This is a genomic window from Dietzia sp. 111N12-1, from assembly GCF_001658045.1.
Classification (GTDB): Bacteria; Actinomycetota; Actinomycetes; order Mycobacteriales; family Mycobacteriaceae; genus Dietzia; species Dietzia kunjamensis.
Map to the genome: position 1 here is coordinate 1 of NZ_LSSV01000021.1, position 13,829 is coordinate 13,829.

General features: G+C 70.0%; 17 protein-coding genes. 11 read left to right on the plus strand and 6 right to left on the minus strand.

Annotated features, from left to right (window positions below; all coding sequences use genetic code 11):
• Positions 1-51: 51 nt before the first annotated feature.
• On the minus strand, positions 52-342 hold the full coding sequence (locus AYO52_RS03360) for a DUF1540 domain-containing protein (protein ID WP_067713210.1): 291 nt from the start codon (positions 340-342) through the stop codon (positions 52-54).
• 355 nt (positions 343-697) lie between these two features.
• Here AYO52_RS03360 and AYO52_RS03365 point away from each other — a divergent pair, with 355 nt between their 5' ends.
• The 9 genes from AYO52_RS03365 (at position 698) to AYO52_RS03405 (ending at position 10,831) form a co-directional block, all read left to right on the plus strand.
• The gene (locus AYO52_RS03365; protein ID WP_067713219.1) at positions 698-2,272 is read left to right on the plus strand and encodes a carboxyl transferase domain-containing protein; all 1,575 of its coding nucleotides are present in this window, start codon (positions 698-700) and stop codon (positions 2,270-2,272) included.
• 8 nt (positions 2,273-2,280) lie between these two features.
• Positions 2,281-4,368, plus strand: a complete 2,088-nt coding sequence (locus AYO52_RS03370; RefSeq protein ID WP_067713222.1) for a biotin carboxylase N-terminal domain-containing protein — start codon at positions 2,281-2,283, stop codon at positions 4,366-4,368.
• The gene (locus AYO52_RS03375; RefSeq protein WP_067713224.1) at positions 4,361-5,518 is read left to right on the plus strand and encodes an acyl-CoA dehydrogenase family protein; all 1,158 of its coding nucleotides are present in this window, start codon (positions 4,361-4,363) and stop codon (positions 5,516-5,518) included. Before AYO52_RS03370 ends, AYO52_RS03375 begins: the two co-directional genes overlap by 8 nt.
• 17 nt (positions 5,519-5,535) lie before the next feature.
• On the plus strand, positions 5,536-6,051 hold the full coding sequence (locus AYO52_RS03380; protein WP_067713227.1) for a MaoC family dehydratase: 516 nt from the start codon (positions 5,536-5,538) through the stop codon (positions 6,049-6,051).
• Entirely contained in the window at positions 6,048-6,914 is an 867-nt protein-coding gene (locus AYO52_RS03385) for a CoA ester lyase (protein WP_067713230.1), read from the plus strand. Before AYO52_RS03380 ends, AYO52_RS03385 begins: the two co-directional genes overlap by 4 nt.
• Positions 6,915-6,981: 67 nt before the next feature.
• Positions 6,982-8,631 (plus strand): AMP-binding protein, encoded by a 1,650-nt coding sequence (locus AYO52_RS03390; protein WP_067713232.1) that lies wholly within the window; start codon positions 6,982-6,984, stop codon positions 8,629-8,631.
• Positions 8,632-8,658: 27 nt separating this feature from the next.
• Positions 8,659-9,435, plus strand: a complete 777-nt coding sequence (locus AYO52_RS03395) for a CoA transferase subunit A (protein WP_067713235.1) — start codon at positions 8,659-8,661, stop codon at positions 9,433-9,435.
• Positions 9,435-10,088 carry a 3-oxoacid CoA-transferase subunit B gene (locus tag AYO52_RS03400; protein ID WP_067713237.1) on the plus strand — a complete coding sequence of 218 codons (654 nt, stop codon included), beginning with the start codon at positions 9,435-9,437 and terminating at the stop codon, positions 10,086-10,088. The genes AYO52_RS03395 and AYO52_RS03400 overlap by 1 nt, the downstream gene beginning before the upstream one ends.
• The gene (locus tag AYO52_RS03405; RefSeq protein WP_067713240.1) at positions 10,085-10,831 is read left to right on the plus strand and encodes a CPBP family intramembrane glutamic endopeptidase; all 747 of its coding nucleotides are present in this window, start codon (positions 10,085-10,087) and stop codon (positions 10,829-10,831) included. The genes AYO52_RS03400 and AYO52_RS03405 overlap by 4 nt, the downstream gene beginning before the upstream one ends.
• On the opposite strand, the gene AYO52_RS03410 is transcribed toward AYO52_RS03405, so the two are convergent.
• The 5 genes from AYO52_RS03410 to rpmB all read right to left on the minus strand — a co-directional run bounded on the left by AYO52_RS03410 (position 10,820) and on the right by rpmB (position 12,920).
• Positions 10,820-11,764: an AEC family transporter gene (locus AYO52_RS03410; protein WP_067713243.1), complete on the minus strand. Its 945-nt coding sequence runs from the start codon at positions 11,762-11,764 to the stop codon at positions 10,820-10,822. The two genes, AYO52_RS03405 and AYO52_RS03410, sit on opposite strands and share 12 nt — an antisense overlap.
• Before the next feature lie 176 nt (positions 11,765-11,940).
• The gene (gene rpsR / locus AYO52_RS03415) at positions 11,941-12,198 is read right to left on the minus strand and encodes a 30S ribosomal protein S18 (protein WP_007632792.1); all 258 of its coding nucleotides are present in this window, start codon (positions 12,196-12,198) and stop codon (positions 11,941-11,943) included.
• Between the two features lie 10 nt (positions 12,199-12,208).
• Positions 12,209-12,514, minus strand: a complete 306-nt coding sequence (gene rpsN / locus AYO52_RS03420; protein ID WP_017836289.1) for a 30S ribosomal protein S14 — start codon at positions 12,512-12,514, stop codon at positions 12,209-12,211.
• A 3-nt stretch (positions 12,515-12,517) separates the two neighbouring features.
• On the minus strand, positions 12,518-12,682 hold the full coding sequence (rpmG, locus tag AYO52_RS03425; RefSeq protein WP_010542298.1) for a 50S ribosomal protein L33: 165 nt from the start codon (positions 12,680-12,682) through the stop codon (positions 12,518-12,520).
• A gap of 1 nt (position 12,683) precedes the next feature.
• Positions 12,684-12,920, minus strand: a complete 237-nt coding sequence (rpmB, locus tag AYO52_RS03430) for a 50S ribosomal protein L28 (RefSeq protein WP_010542299.1) — start codon at positions 12,918-12,920, stop codon at positions 12,684-12,686.
• A 385-nt stretch (positions 12,921-13,305) separates the two neighbouring features.
• Here rpmB and AYO52_RS03435 point away from each other — a divergent pair, with 385 nt between their 5' ends.
• Complete coding sequence (locus tag AYO52_RS03435; protein ID WP_067713246.1) at positions 13,306-13,563, plus strand: type B 50S ribosomal protein L31; 258 nt, start codon at positions 13,306-13,308, stop codon at positions 13,561-13,563.
• Positions 13,564-13,616: 53 nt separating this feature from the next.
• Complete coding sequence (rpmF, locus tag AYO52_RS03440; protein WP_067713249.1) at positions 13,617-13,787, plus strand: 50S ribosomal protein L32; 171 nt, start codon at positions 13,617-13,619, stop codon at positions 13,785-13,787.
• The last annotated feature ends 42 nt before the right edge of the window (positions 13,788-13,829 follow it).

Below are 13,829 nucleotides of genomic sequence, written 5' to 3' on the forward strand. Positions count from 1 at the left end.
GAACTAACGGAGATGCCCACTAGCCTCCCGCGGTAGCGCGGACCGGGCCGATCAGGCCGGGCTGTAGGTGAGGCAGTCGGCGGTATCGGCGCCGGAACCGATCTCGACGGAATCCGCCGAGCAGAGCAGGTCCTTGTTGTGGGTGCACTCCACCCGTTGGCAGGCGCCCACGTGTGCGCTGGCGGTGGGCAGGCCGCCGCGGACGTCCAGCGAGATGAAGGTGCCGCACTCGGCGTGATCCGGGGTTCCGGCGACGGTGATGGCGCCCGCGTTGCAGCTCTGCTCGCTGTTGAACGAGCACGCCGTGACGGTGCAGGCGCTGATTCCGGTGAGTGTGGCCATGATGATCGCTCCTCGTATGACGGTGGCGTGGTGTGCCCCAGGGTCAACACCGGATCCCCCCGGCTTGCAAGCAAGTTGAGGCTGTGCTAAATCAGGCCAGCCTAGGCTGTCTACCTGCGCGGATGGCGGGAATGTCGGCGTCCCCCGCGGGGTTCTCGGCCGGATCGGCTGCGCGACGACCGGGAGTTGTAGTCCCCCGTCGGGTCGCCGGCCGTGCGCGTCGTCGGGTCCGCGGAGTGGAGGAGCGCGGGTCCGGGTCCCGGTGGGTGATCCCGAATCCAGTCTGGACATTTGTGAGGCGCAGCACTATCGTCGATTTCAGTTAATCCGACTTAACTGAAAGGGAGCGGCACCGATGACTTCCGCGACCACCAATCGCCAGGCCCACGAGGAACTTCTCGCCGACCTCCGCGAGCGCCTTGAGCGGGCCGCGCTGGGCGGCGGCGAGAAGGCCCGTGCGCGCCACCTCGAGCGCGGCAAGCTGCTCGCCCGCCAGCGCGTGGACGTGCTGCTCGACCCGGGCAGCCCGTTCCTCGAGCTCTCGCCGCTCGCCGCGGAGGAGATGTACGGGGGCAAGGCCCCCGCCGCCGGCGTCGTCGCCGGGATCGGCCGGGTGTCGGGCCGCGAGTGCCTGATCATCGCCAACGACGCGACCGTCTCCGGCGGCACCTACTACCCGATGACGGTGAAGAAGCACCTGCGCGGTCAGGAGGTGGCGCTGGCCAACCACCTGCCGTGCATCTACCTCGTGGACTCCGGCGGCGCGATGCTGCTGCAGCAGGACGAGGTCTTCCCCGACCGCGACCACTTCGGCCGGATCTTCTACAACCAGGCGAACATGTCCGCCAAGGGCATCCCGCAGATCGCCGCGGTCATGGGCTCGTGCACCGCCGGTGGCGCGTACGTCCCCGCGATGAGCGACGAGGCCGTGATCGTCCGGAACCAGGGCACGATCTTCCTCGCCGGCCCGCCGCTGGTGAAGGCCGCGACGGGCGAGGAGGTCACGGCCGAGGAACTCGGTGGCGGCGACCTGCACGCCAAGACCTCCGGTGTGGTGGACCACCTTGCCGACGACGACTATGACGCGCTGATGAAGGTCCGCCGGATCGTGGCGACCTGCCCGCCGGCGCCCGCGCCGGACTGGGAGGTGCTCGAGCCCCGCGAGCCCGTCCGCGCGCAGTCCGACCTGTACGACCTCGTCCCGGTCGACTCGCGCCAGCCCTACGACGTGCGCGACATCATCGGCACGATCGTCGACGGCGGCGAGTACACCGAGTTCAAGGAGAACTACGGCACCTCCATGGTGACCGCGTTCGCCCACATCCACGGGCACCCGGTGGGCATCATCGGCAACAACGGCGTCATCTTCTCCGAGTCCGCGCTTAAGGGCGCCCACTTCATCGAGCTGTGTGACCGCCGCAAGATCCCGCTGGTCTTCCTGCAGAACATCACCGGCTTCATGGTGGGCCGGCAGTACGAGGCGGGCGGCATCGCCAAGAACGGCGCCAAGATGGTCACCGCCGTGGCGTGCGCCCGGGTCCCCAAGTTCACCATCGTCGTGGGCGGGTCCTTCGGTGCCGGCAACTACTCCATGTGCGGCCGTGCCTATTCGCCGCGGTTCCTCTGGATGTGGCCCAATGCCAAGATCGCCGTGATGGGCGGGCCCCAGGCAGCCGACACCCTCGCGTCGGTCCGTGCCGCCCAGGTCACCAAGTCGGGCGGGGAGTGGACCGACGAGCAGCAGTCCGAGTTCACCGCGCCGATCCGTGAGCAGTTCGAGGAGCAGTCCACCGCGTACTACTCCACTGCCCGCCTGTGGGACGACGGGATCATCGACCCCGCAGACACCCGCACTGTCCTCGGTCTGGCCCTGGCGGCCGCGGCCAACGCCCCCCTCGAGCCGGTCAACAACGGCGTCTTCAGGATGTGAGCAGCTCCATGTCAGAACAACTGTCACAGAAACTCCACACCGTCCTGGTGGCCAACCGCGGGGAGATCGCGTGCCGCGTGATCCGCTCGCTGCGGGCAGCGGGTATCCGCTCGGTCGCCGTCTACTCCGACGCGGACGCCGACGCGCTGCACGTGCGCGTGGCCGACGCCGCCGTCCGTCTCGGCCCGGCCCAGGCCTCGCAGTCGTACCTCGACATCGACAAGGTGATCGACGCGTGCCGCCAGACCGGGGCGCAGGCCGTGCACCCGGGTTACGGTTTCCTGTCCGAGAACTCGCGGTTCGCGCGGGCACTCGACGAGGCCGGCCTGATCTTCGTCGGACCGCCGGCCTCGGCGATCGAGACCATGGGCGACAAGATCACCGCCAAGGCGGCGGTGTCCGCACGTGACGTCCCCACCGTGCCCGGGATCTCGCGTCCGGGACTGACCGACGACGAACTGATCGCCGGTGCCGCCGAGGTCGGCTACCCGGTCCTCGTCAAGCCCTCGGCCGGTGGTGGCGGCAAGGGGATGCGCCGCGTCACCGATCCCGCCGATCTGCCGGCGGCACTGGAGTCCTCGCGACGGGAGTCGGCAGGCGCCTTCGGCGACGACACCCTGTTCCTCGAGCGGTTCGTCGACACCCCGCGCCACATCGAGGTGCAGGTCCTGGCCGACACCCACGGCAACGTCATCCACCTGGGTGAGCGGGAGTGCTCACTGCAGCGCCGCCATCAGAAGGTCATCGAGGAGGCGCCCAGCGCACTGCTCGACGAGGTCACCCGTCAGCGCATCGGTCAGGCGGCGTGCGACGCCGCCCGGTCGGTGGGGTACGTGGGCGCGGGCACGGTGGAGTTCATCGTCTCCGCGCACGCCCCGGACGAGTTCTTCTTCATGGAGATGAACACCCGCCTGCAGGTCGAGCACCCGGTCACCGAGATGGTCACCGGTGTCGACCTGGTCGACTGGCAGGTCCGCATCGCCGCGGGCCAGGAGCTCACCCTGCGCCAGGAGGACATCACCCTCACCGGCCACGCGATCGAGGCCCGCGTCTATGCCGAGGACCCGGCCAAGGGCTTCCTGCCCACCGGCGGCACCGTGGTCGGGCTCGAGGAGCCCTCCGGCGACGGCATCCGCGTGGACTCCGGCCTCCGTGTGGGCACGGTCGTCGGCAGCGACTACGACCCGATGCTCGGCAAGGTCATCGCGCACGGCGCCGACCGCGCCGAGGCACTGGCCCGGCTCGACGCCGCGCTCGCCGGCACCCACGTGCTGGGTCTGCGCACGAACGTCGACTTCTGCCGGTTCCTGCTCTCGCGGCCGGAGGTCGTCTCCGGCGAGCTGGACACGGGCCTGCTCGACCGGTCCGTCGACGACTACACCGCGACGCCCGCCCCCGAGGGCGGACTGATCGCCGTGGCCATGCACCGCACCGAGGAGCGCTGGGCCCGGGTGCCCGCGCAACGCCGCGGCCCGTGGGACGTTCCCAACGGGTGGCGGATCGGCGGGCGCGCCGAGGTGTGGACCCGCCTGGACGCCGGCGCCGGGTCCGACGCGGTCACCGTGGGACTGCGGGGGACCCCCGACGACGCCGAGGTGACCATCACCGACGCCACGATCGGATCCACCGAGGCGCCCGAGGTCTCCTCCCGGCATCGTGCGCGGGTCGCCCGGGACGGCGCCTCCCTCCGGCTGACCGTCGACGGCACCCAGCAGCGCTGGACCGTCGTGCGCTCGGCGGACCCCAAGGCCGCCGACACCTTCTGGGTGGCCGGCGACGGCGGGACCTGGGACCTGCGGATGCTCCCGCTCATCGACTCCCGGATCCACGACGCCGGGATGTCGGACGGCCAGATCGTCAGCCCCATGCCCGGTTCGGTGATCGCGTGCTTCGTCGCCGACGGCGACGAGGTCACCGCCGGACAGAACATCCTGGCCGTCGAGGCCATGAAGATGGAACACGCACTGCCCGCGCCGATCGACGGTGTGGTCCGCGTGCACGTCACCACCGGCGAGCAGGTGCCCGCCGACCACCTGCTCGCGACCGTCGAGCCCCACCCCTCCACCGAGGAATCCGAAGGAGAAGGCAATGCCTGAGTTGGAAGAGCACTACGCCGACCTCAAGTCGACGGTCGCGGACTTCGCCGACAAGGTGGTCGCCCCGGCCTCGGCCGAGCACGATCGCAACCACACCTTCCCCTACGAGGTCGTCGCCCAGATGGGCGACATGGGCCTGTTCGGTCTGCCGTTCCCCGAGGAGTTCGGCGGGATGGGCGGCGACTACTTCGCGCTGTCGCTCGCCCTGGAGGAGCTCGGCCGCGTCGACCAGTCGACCGCCATGACCCTCGAGGCCGGCGTGGGCCTGGGCGCCATGCCCATCTACCACTTCGGCAACGACGAGCAGCGCGCCACGTGGCTCCCGGACCTGGCCGCCGGCCGCACGCTCGCCGGCTTCGGCCTGACCGAGCCCGGTGCGGGCTCGGACGCCGGCGCCACCAAGACCACCGCGAAGCGTGACGGCGACGAGTGGGTGGTCAACGGCAACAAGCAGTTCATCACCAACTCCGGCACCGACATCACCTCGCTGGTCACCGTGACCGCGGTGACGGGAGAGCGGCGGGCCGCGGACGGTTCTGTGAAGAAGGCCATCTCGACGATCATTGTCCCGGCCGACACCCCCGGATTCACCGCGGAGCCCGCGTACGACAAGGTCGGGTGGAACTCCTCCGACACGCACCCGCTGACCTTCGCCGACGCCCGGGTGCCGGCGGAGAACCTCCTCGGCGAGGAGGGGCGCGGGTACGCGAACTTCCTGTCGATCCTCGACGAGGGACGCATCGCGATCGCCGCCGTAGCCACCGGTGCCGCGCAGGGGTGCGTCGACGAGTCCGTGAAGTACGCCCGTGAGCGCGAGTCCATGGGCCGCAAGATCGGCGAGTTCCAGGCCATCGCGTTCAAGATCGCCCGCATGGAGGCCCGTGCCCATACGGCGCGTTGCGCCTACTACGAGGCCGCGCGCCTCATGCTGGCCGGCAAGGAGTTCAAGAAGGAGGCCGCCATCGCCAAGATGATCGCCTCCGAGGCGGCCATGGACAACGCCCGCGACGCCACCCAGATCCACGGTGGCTACGGCTTCATGAACGAGTACCCGGTGGCGCGGCACTACCGCGACTCCAAGATCCTCGAGATCGGCGAGGGCACCACCGAGGTGCAGCTCATGCTCATCGCACGTGGTCTCGGATTATGAGTGATCAGGCTGTAACGATGTCCGAGCAGCGCAGAGAGGTCGTCCAGCGTGGCCTGTGGTTCGAGGAGTACGAGGTGGGGACCGCCTACCTCCACCGCCCCGGGCGCACGATGACCGAGACGGACAACGTCCTGTTCACCACGCTGACGATGAACACGCAGGCCCTGCACCTGGACGCGGCGTGGTCGGCCGAGCAGCCGGGCTTCGGCGGCGAGCGACTCATGAACTCGATGCACACGCTCTCGACGCTCGTGGGACTGTCGGTCGCCCAGCTCACCCAGGGCACGATCGTGGCGAACCTCGGCTTCTCCGAGGTCAGCTTCCCCAAGCCGGTCCTGCACGGTGACACGCTGTACGCGGAGACCGTGTGCACCGACAAGCGCGAGTCGAAGTCGCGTCCGGGCGAGGGCATCGTGACCCTCGAGCACATCGGCCGCAACCAGCACGGCGACATCGTGGCCAGGGCGGTCCGCAAGACGCTGGTCCGCAAGCGGCCGACGGAGTCGGGCCCGGGCGGGGAGGCCACGGCATGACCCCCGCACCCGCCTGGATCCCGCCCGGCCCGGCACTGTTGTTCTGCCCGGCCGACCGGCCGGAGCGCTACGGCAAGGCGGCGGACCGCGCGGACGTCGTGATCGTCGACCTCGAGGACGCCGTCGCACCGGCGGACCGCCCCGCGGCCCGTGAGGCGCTGCGGGCCTCGACACTCGATCCGGACCGGACGATCGTGCGGGTCAACCCGACCGGCACCGACGACCACGTGGCCGACCTCGAGGCCCTGGCCGACACGGACTACCGCTGCGTGATGCTGGCCAAGACCGAGTCCGCCGCGCAGGTCACGGATCTGCACTCGACGACCGGCGCCGCTGTGCTGGCGTTGGTCGAGACCCCGCTCGGGGTCGTCCGCGCGGAGGAGATCGCCGCCGCGCCCGGGTGCGCCGGGATGATGTGGGGCGCCGAGGACCTCCTGGCCGCGATGGGCGGATCGACCAGCCGGTTCTCCTCCGCCGAGGCCGGTGGCCCCCGCGAGGCGGGGGAGTACCGCGACGTGCCCCGTCACGCCCGGGCGCGGGTCGCGCTCGCCGCGGCCGCGTTCGGTCGGTGGGCGGTCGACTCCGTGCACCTGGACATCGCCGACTCCTCCGGTCAGCGCGCCGAGGCGCTCGACGCCGTCGCGCTGGGGTTCGTGGCCACCGCGTGTATCCACCCGTCCCAGGTGGCGGTGGTCCGCGAGGCCTACGCCCCCGATGACGACGAGGTGGCCTGGGCCCGGAAGGTCCTCGCCGCCGCGGAACACAACCAGGGCGTGTTCCGGCTGGACGGTCGCATGGTCGACGGTCCCGTCTTCCGTCAGGCCGAGGCGACGATGCGTCGCGCCGCGGCCGCCGCCACCTGATACCGCAATCCCCGTGTCGCGCCCCCCTGTCGCGGGCCGTCCGGCCCCACCCCCAAGGAGTACCGAGATGACCACCACCGATCTCGATTCCACACCCCTCGACCCCGCCGGGTCCCACACGCGCGGGGAGACCGACGTCCCCCTGCTCACCCAGACGATCCCCGAGAACCTCGCGGCGACCGTCGAGAGGTTCGGCGACCGCGACGCGCTCGTCGACGTGCAGGCCGACCGGCGGTGGACCTACGCCGAGTTCCTCGCCGACGTCCGCCGCCTCGCCTCCGGACTGCACCGCCTCGGCATCCGTGCGGGCGACCGGGTGGGCATCTGGTCGCCCAACCGGTGGGAGTGGGTGATGGTCCAGTACGCCACCGCCGAGATCGGCGCCGTACTGGTCAACATCAACCCGTCCTACCGGGTCCACGAGCTGGAGTACGTGCTCAAGCAGGCGGGGATCAAGGCCGTCGTCGCCGCCCCCCAGTTCAAGGATTCCGACTACACCGGGATGCTCGCGCAGGTCCAGCCGAACTGCCCCGACCTCGAACTGGTCGTGCTCTTCGGCGACGAGGAGTGGGAGTCGCTGGTCTCGGGCCCCACCCACGCCGAGGAACTGGCGTCGATCCGCGCCGCACTGCAGCCGGGCGACCCGATCAACATCCAGTACACCTCCGGCACCACGGGCTTCCCCAAGGGCGCCACGCTCTCGCACTCGAACATCCTCAACAACGGGTACTTCGTCGGCGAGCTCGTCAACTACACGGAGGTCGACCGGGTGTGCATCCCGGTGCCCTTCTACCACTGCTTCGGCATGGTGATGGGCAACCTCGCGTGCACCAGCCACGGATCGGCCATGGTCATCCCCGCGCCCGCGTTTGACCCCGCGGCCTCGCTGCGCGCGGTGGAGCAGGAGAAGTGCACGAGTCTCTACGGCGTGCCCACGATGTTCATCGCCGAGCTCGCGCTGGAGGATTTCGACTCCTACGACCTGTCCACGCTGCGCACCGGGATCATGGCCGGCTCGCCGTGCCCCGAATCCACCATGCGTCAGGTGATCGACAGGATGAACATGGAGGAGGTCTCCATCTGCTACGGCATGACGGAGACCTCGCCGGTGTCCACCCAGACCCGTCGGGACGATTCGCTGGACCGGCGCGTGTCCACGGTCGGCCGGGTCGGGCCGCACCTCGAGATCAAGATCGTCGACCCGTCGACCGGTGCCACCCTGCCGCGCGGCGAGGCCGGCGAGTTCTGCACGAAGGGCTACAGCGTCATGCTGGGCTACTGGGACCAGCCGGACAAGACCGCCGAGGCGATCGACCCCGAGGGCTGGATGCACACCGGCGACATCGGGGAGATGGACGACGCCGGTTACGTCCGCATCACCGGCCGCATCAAGGACATGGTCATCCGCGGTGGCGAGAACATCTACCCGCGGGAGGTCGAGGAGTTCCTCTACACCCACCCGGACATCCTCGACGCCCAGGTGATCGGCGTGCCCGACCCCAAGTACGGCGAGGAGCTCATGGCCTGGGTCCGGCTCAAGCCGGGACGCGACGATCTCACGGCCGAGGAGGTCCGCGAGTTCGCCACCGGCAAGCTCGCCCGCCACAAGATCCCGAAGTACGTCCACGTGGTCGACGAGTTCCCCATGACCGTCACCGGCAAGGTCCGCAAGGTCGACATGCGCAAGCGCGCGATCGAGATCCTCGGCATCGCCTGACCGCCCCCACACCCAAGGAGTGCGTGTATGTCCAGCAAGATCATGACCGCGGCCGAGGCCGTCGCGGACATCCCCGACGGGGCGTCCATCGCCGCCGGCGGATTCGGCCTGAGCGGGATCCCGCAGATCGTCATCGAGGCCCTCGCCGCCCGCGACGTCGGGGACTTCGAGGTGTTCTCCAACAACGCCGGCGTCGACGGCAAGGGCCTCGGCATCCTGCTGGAGAGCGGCAAACTCCGGCGCATCGTCTCCTCCTACGTCGGGGAGAACAAGGAGTTCGCCCGCCAGTACCTGTCCGGTGAGCTCGAGGTGGAGCTCACCCCGCAGGGCACCCTCGCCGAGCGGATGCGTGCCGGCGGCTCGGGGATCGGGGCGTTCTTCACCCGCACTGGCGTCGGCACGTTCGTCGCCGACGGCGGCATGCCGTGGAAGTACGACTCGGCCGGCGGGATCGCGGTGGCCTCCCCGCCCAAGGAGACCCGCGAGATCCGCGGCGAGACCTACGTGCTGGAGCAGGCCATCGAGGCCGACTACTCGCTGGTACGCGCCGCCGTGGCCGACCGCAACGGCAATCTCCGCTTCAACCTCACGGCCCGCAACTTCTCGCCGCTCGCGGCGATGGCCGGCCGGGTGTGCATCGTCGAGGCCGAGAAGATCGTCGAGGTCGGAGAGCTCGCCCCCGACGACATCCACCTCCCGGGCATCTTCGTCCACCGCCTGGTGGAACTGACCCCGGAGCAGGTCGCCCAGACCAAGTGGATCGAGAAGACCACCACCAACCCGCCCTCGGAAGGACAGCGCTGATGAGCAGGATCGGACGCGACCGCAAGGCCATGGCCGCCCGCGCGGCCCTGGAGCTGGAGGACGGCCAGTACGTCAACCTCGGGATCGGCCTGCCGACCCTGGTCCCCAACTACGTCCCCGAGGGCGTCAACGTCACCCTGCAGTCCGAGAACGGGCTGCTGGGAATCGGCCCGTACCCGCACCCCGACGACGTCGACCCGGACCTGATCAACGCCGGCAAGGAGACCGTCACGACCCTCCCGGGGTCGGCGATCTTCGACTCGGCGATGAGCTTCGGCATGATCCGCTCGGGCAAGATCGACGTGGCCATTCTGGGCGCCATGGAGGTCAACCCCGCGGGCGACATCGCCAACTGGATGGTGCCGGGAGCGATGGTCAAGGGCATGGGCGGGGCCATGGACCTCGTGGTGGGCGCCCGCCGGATCGTCGTGGTCATGGACCAGGTCGCCAAGGACGGTTCCTCCAAGATCGTCTCCGAGATCTCCCTGCCGCTGACCGGCCTGGGCTGCGTCGACCGGATCATCACCGAGCTGGGCGTGTTCGACCGGGACGCCGACGGGCTGACCCTCATCGAGATCGTCGACGGGGTGACCCTCGAGCAGATCGAGGCGGCCACCGACGCGCCGTTCCGGGTGGCCGAGCACCTCAGGTGACCCCGCCGCCGGCGCCGCCCGGCCTTTGGACCACACCGGTCCGGGGCCGGGCGGCGCTGTCGGCGTTGGCGTGGGTCCTCGCGTACGGGGCCTCCCTCGTCGTCGTCGTCCTCCTCGGCCTGGTCACGGCACGGACCCTCGGGCCCGGCCGCCCCGACACCGCGCTCCTCGCCCTGGTCGTCCTCGCCGGCACCGCCGTGGCCGCGCTGCTCGCGGTGCGGATCCACCTCCTGCGCCGGCGCGGTCTCGGGTGGGCGGACGTCGGCCTCCGGCCACCGGACCGCTCACCCTGGCACCTGGCGTGGCAGATCCCCGCGGTGATGGCGGCCGGCGTCACCGCCTCGATGATCGTGCTCATCCCCCTGGGGGCGGGCGCCGAGTCGACGGGGGATGAGGCCGATGCGGCGATCGCGGACCTGGCGGCCGGCGGGCCGGTGTTCGCCGCCCTCGGGCTGCTGACCGTCGCCGTGCTCATCCCGGTGGCGGAGGAGGTCGTGTTCCGCGGCATCGTGCTGCCGGCCCTGCGGGCGCGGCTGCGGGCCGTCGCGGGGATCACGCTCGCGGGAGCGGTGTTCGCCGCCGTGCACCTGCTGCCCCCGGCGTTGCCGTACTTGCTGGTGGTGGGGATCTCACTGTGCGCGATGGCCGAGTGGTACCGGTCGATCGTGCCCGGCATCGTGCTCCACGGCGTCAACAACGCGATCGTGTTCACCGGCGTGATCGCCGCCGGGTCAGGCCAGTAGCGCCGAGACCAGCAAGAGGACCGGCAGCGCGCCGAGGGTCGTGAGGACGGCGGAGTCCCGGGCCAGCAGTGTCCCGTGTCCGTACCGGGTCGCGACCACGAGGACGTTCTGCGCGGTGGGCAACGCGGCGGCGACCACCACCGTGAGAAGCTCGTGACCCTGCATGCCCATCAGCCCGGCGCCGATGGCGTACGCGAGCACGGGGTGGGCGACGAGCTTGAGTGCGCTCGCGAGGAAGATCTCCCGGCGGGGCGAGGCGCCGGCCTCGAGCACCTTGACTCCGTAGAGCGACATGCCGAACACCAGCAGGGCGCCGGGGACGGAGATCTGGCCGACCAGGTGCACGGGCTCCAGGAGAGTCTCGGGCGGCGTCCAGGGCAGGGCGGCGACGACGACGCCCGCGAGCGCAGCGAGGACGATCGGGGTGCGGACCGACTGCAGTTGCGCACCGAGCGCGCCCCCGTCCCCGCCGCCGTCCGACCCCTCGGCCCGCGCGGCCCGCTCCAGCACGGCGATTGCGACCGGTTGGAGGACCACCACCTGGAAGAGCAGCAGCGGCATGACGAACCCGAGGTCCCCGAGGACGTACAGCGCGATGGGGATGCCGAGGTTGGCGGAGTTGACGTAGCCGGCGGACAGGGCACCCACCACGAGGTCCGCCGCCGGGCGCTTGAGCCACAGCCGGGCGATCGCCACGTACAGGACCGCGACGATGATCGCCGACACCGCGGACACCACGAACACGCCGGTGAAGACCTGGTCGAGGGTGGTGCGGGCGAGGGAGTCGAACAGCAGTGCCGGGGTGGCGACGTAGAAGACGAGCCGGTTGAGCACCAGGTGCGCGTCCGTGCCGAGGACCAGGGTGCGGGCGAGTATCCAGCCCAGCGCGACCAGCGCGACGATGACGGCGAAGCCGTTGAGGACGCCGGCCACGGGTGGACTCCTGGTGTCGGGGAGGGGAGGGGGAGAGGTAGACGCGGTAACGCCGATCGGGGTCGCGCACTCCTGCGTGAGGAGGCACGACCCCGATCGGGTTGCTGTTGCCTGAGTCGGCGGCTAGAGGCCGCAGGCGGGACGGGCGGTCCGGTTCACCCGCGCCGAGTGGTGACTCAGCGGCTGGTGAACGGCAGCAGGGCCATCTCGCGGGCGTTCTTGACCGCGACGGCGACCTGACGCTGCTGCTGCGGCGTGAGGCCGGTGACCCGACGCGAACGGATCTTGCCGCGATCGGAGATGAACGTACGGAGGGTGTTGACGTCCTTGTAGTCGACCGTCTCGATACCCGCCACCTTCAACGGGTTCTTCTTGGGTCGACGGCCCTCCTGGGCGCGGATCTTCTTGGACGGGGTGCTACGTGCTTTAGCCATGGTTACCTACTCACCAACTCGACTTCGTGACACCGGGCAGCTCGCCACGGTGGGCCATCTCGCGCATGCGGACGCGGGAGAGGCCGAACTTGCGGAGGTAGCCGCGGGGGCGACCGTCGGCGACGTCGCGGTTACGCACCCGCACGGGCGAGGCGTCACGCGGCATCTTGTTGAGAGCGGTCTGGGCATCCATACGTGCCTCGTCCGTGCTCTCGGGGTTCTTGATGATTGCCTTGAGCTCGGCGCGACGCTCGGCGAACCGGGCGACCTTGGCTTTGCGCTGCTCGTTGCGCGCGATCTTGGACTTCTTGGCCACGAGTCAGCGCTCCTCTCGGAATTCGACGTGCTTACGGACGACCGGGTCGAACTTCTTGAGGACGATGCGGTCCGGATTGTTGCGACGGTTCTTGCGGGTCACGTACGTGAACCCGGTACCGGCCGTGGACTTCAGCTTGATGATGGGGCGGATGTCGTTACGGGCCATCTCAGATCTTCTCCCCACGGGCGCGGATGCGGGCCACGACGGCCTCGATGCCATCGCGGTCGATGGTCTTGATGCCCTTGGTCGAGACCGTCAGCGTGACGCGACGACCCTCGGAGGGCACGAAGTAGCTACGGCGCTGGATGTTCGGGTTCCAGCGACGGTTGGTCCTGCGGTGTGAGTGCGAGACGGACTTGCCGAAACCCGGCTTCCGTCCCGTTACCTGGCAATGCGCCGACATGGCGTGGTTCTCCTTCCGCCCCGTCCTGCGGTGGCGCGCGGCGGAGGGGGCGCCCTCGGTCGGCCTGGGCCGTACGGGGGGCTTACCGCCACGTCGCGAGCACCGTGAGAGGCGATAGCAAACGTGCAGACAACAGCGATGGTCTAGTTTACGGCCCGACCGCGTGAAACGGTAATCGGCACGTCAGTGGGCATAAAGGCGGCCGGACCGGCTCCGGCGGCCGGATGTCCGCGCCGCACGAATTGGGTGCCCGGCCATCCTACGGGTACGATCTACCGATGCGTGTGCTGACACCGGGATCCCCGGTTCGGCCACTGGCAATTGCGCGCTCTTGCAGGAGCGAGCGCCAGACCCACAGACTTCTACCGAGCTAGAGGGATCCAGTATGAAGAACGACATTCACCCCGACTACCACCCGGTGGTCTTCCAGGACTCGGGCACGGGCACCAAGTTCCTCACCCGTTCCACCGCGACCAGCAGCCGCACGGTCGAGTGGGAGGACGGTCAGACGTACCCGCTCATCGTCGTGGACGTGACCAGCGAGTCGCACCCGTTCTGGACCGGCGCGCAGCGCGTCATGGACACCGCCGGCCGCGTCGAGAAGTTCCAGCGTCGCTACGGCAACCGCACCCGCCGCAAGTGAGCAGCGGGGCGTCCGCGCCCCGACCACCCTCCTAGACCCCGAGGACGATAATCATGGCAGTTCCGAAGCGCCGCCTCTCGCGTGCCAACACCCACTCCCGCCGGTCCCAGTGGAAGGCCGACAACGTCGCCCTCCAGGAGACCAAGATCGACGGCCGCCCGGTGGCGCTGCCGCGTCGTCTGGTCAAGGCCGCTCAGCTCGGCCTGGTCAACCTCGACCGCTGAGCCGCGTCGGCTGCCGCCCCCGGGGCGCAGCTGAGCACGGCG

What these genes read in the sequence shown, in the direction of transcription:
- AYO52_RS03360 (WP_067713210.1), bottom strand. Translation starts at nt 342, where the DNA reads ATGGCCACACTCACCGGAATCAGCGCCTGCACCGTCACGGCGTGCTCG.
- AYO52_RS03365 (WP_067713219.1), top strand. Translation starts at nt 698, where the DNA reads ATGACTTCCGCGACCACCAATCGCCAGGCCCACGAGGAACTTCTCGCC.
- AYO52_RS03370 (WP_067713222.1), top strand. Translation starts at nt 2,281, where the DNA reads ATGTCAGAACAACTGTCACAGAAACTCCACACCGTCCTGGTGGCCAAC.
- AYO52_RS03375 (WP_067713224.1), top strand. Translation starts at nt 4,361, where the DNA reads ATGCCTGAGTTGGAAGAGCACTACGCCGACCTCAAGTCGACGGTCGCG.
- AYO52_RS03380 (WP_067713227.1), top strand. Translation starts at nt 5,536, where the DNA reads ATGTCCGAGCAGCGCAGAGAGGTCGTCCAGCGTGGCCTGTGGTTCGAG.
- AYO52_RS03385 (WP_067713230.1), top strand. Translation starts at nt 6,048, where the DNA reads ATGACCCCCGCACCCGCCTGGATCCCGCCCGGCCCGGCACTGTTGTTC.
- AYO52_RS03390 (WP_067713232.1), top strand. Translation starts at nt 6,982, where the DNA reads ATGACCACCACCGATCTCGATTCCACACCCCTCGACCCCGCCGGGTCC.
- AYO52_RS03395 (WP_067713235.1), top strand. Translation starts at nt 8,659, where the DNA reads ATGTCCAGCAAGATCATGACCGCGGCCGAGGCCGTCGCGGACATCCCC.
- AYO52_RS03400 (WP_067713237.1), top strand. Translation starts at nt 9,435, where the DNA reads ATGAGCAGGATCGGACGCGACCGCAAGGCCATGGCCGCCCGCGCGGCC.
- rpsR (WP_007632792.1), bottom strand. Translation starts at nt 12,198, where the DNA reads ATGGCTAAAGCACGTAGCACCCCGTCCAAGAAGATCCGCGCCCAGGAG.
- rpmG (WP_010542298.1), bottom strand. Translation starts at nt 12,682, where the DNA reads ATGGCCCGTAACGACATCCGCCCCATCATCAAGCTGAAGTCCACGGCC.
- rpmB (WP_010542299.1), bottom strand. Translation starts at nt 12,920, where the DNA reads ATGTCGGCGCATTGCCAGGTAACGGGACGGAAGCCGGGTTTCGGCAAG.
- AYO52_RS03435 (WP_067713246.1), top strand. Translation starts at nt 13,306, where the DNA reads ATGAAGAACGACATTCACCCCGACTACCACCCGGTGGTCTTCCAGGAC.
- rpmF (WP_067713249.1), top strand. Translation starts at nt 13,617, where the DNA reads ATGGCAGTTCCGAAGCGCCGCCTCTCGCGTGCCAACACCCACTCCCGC.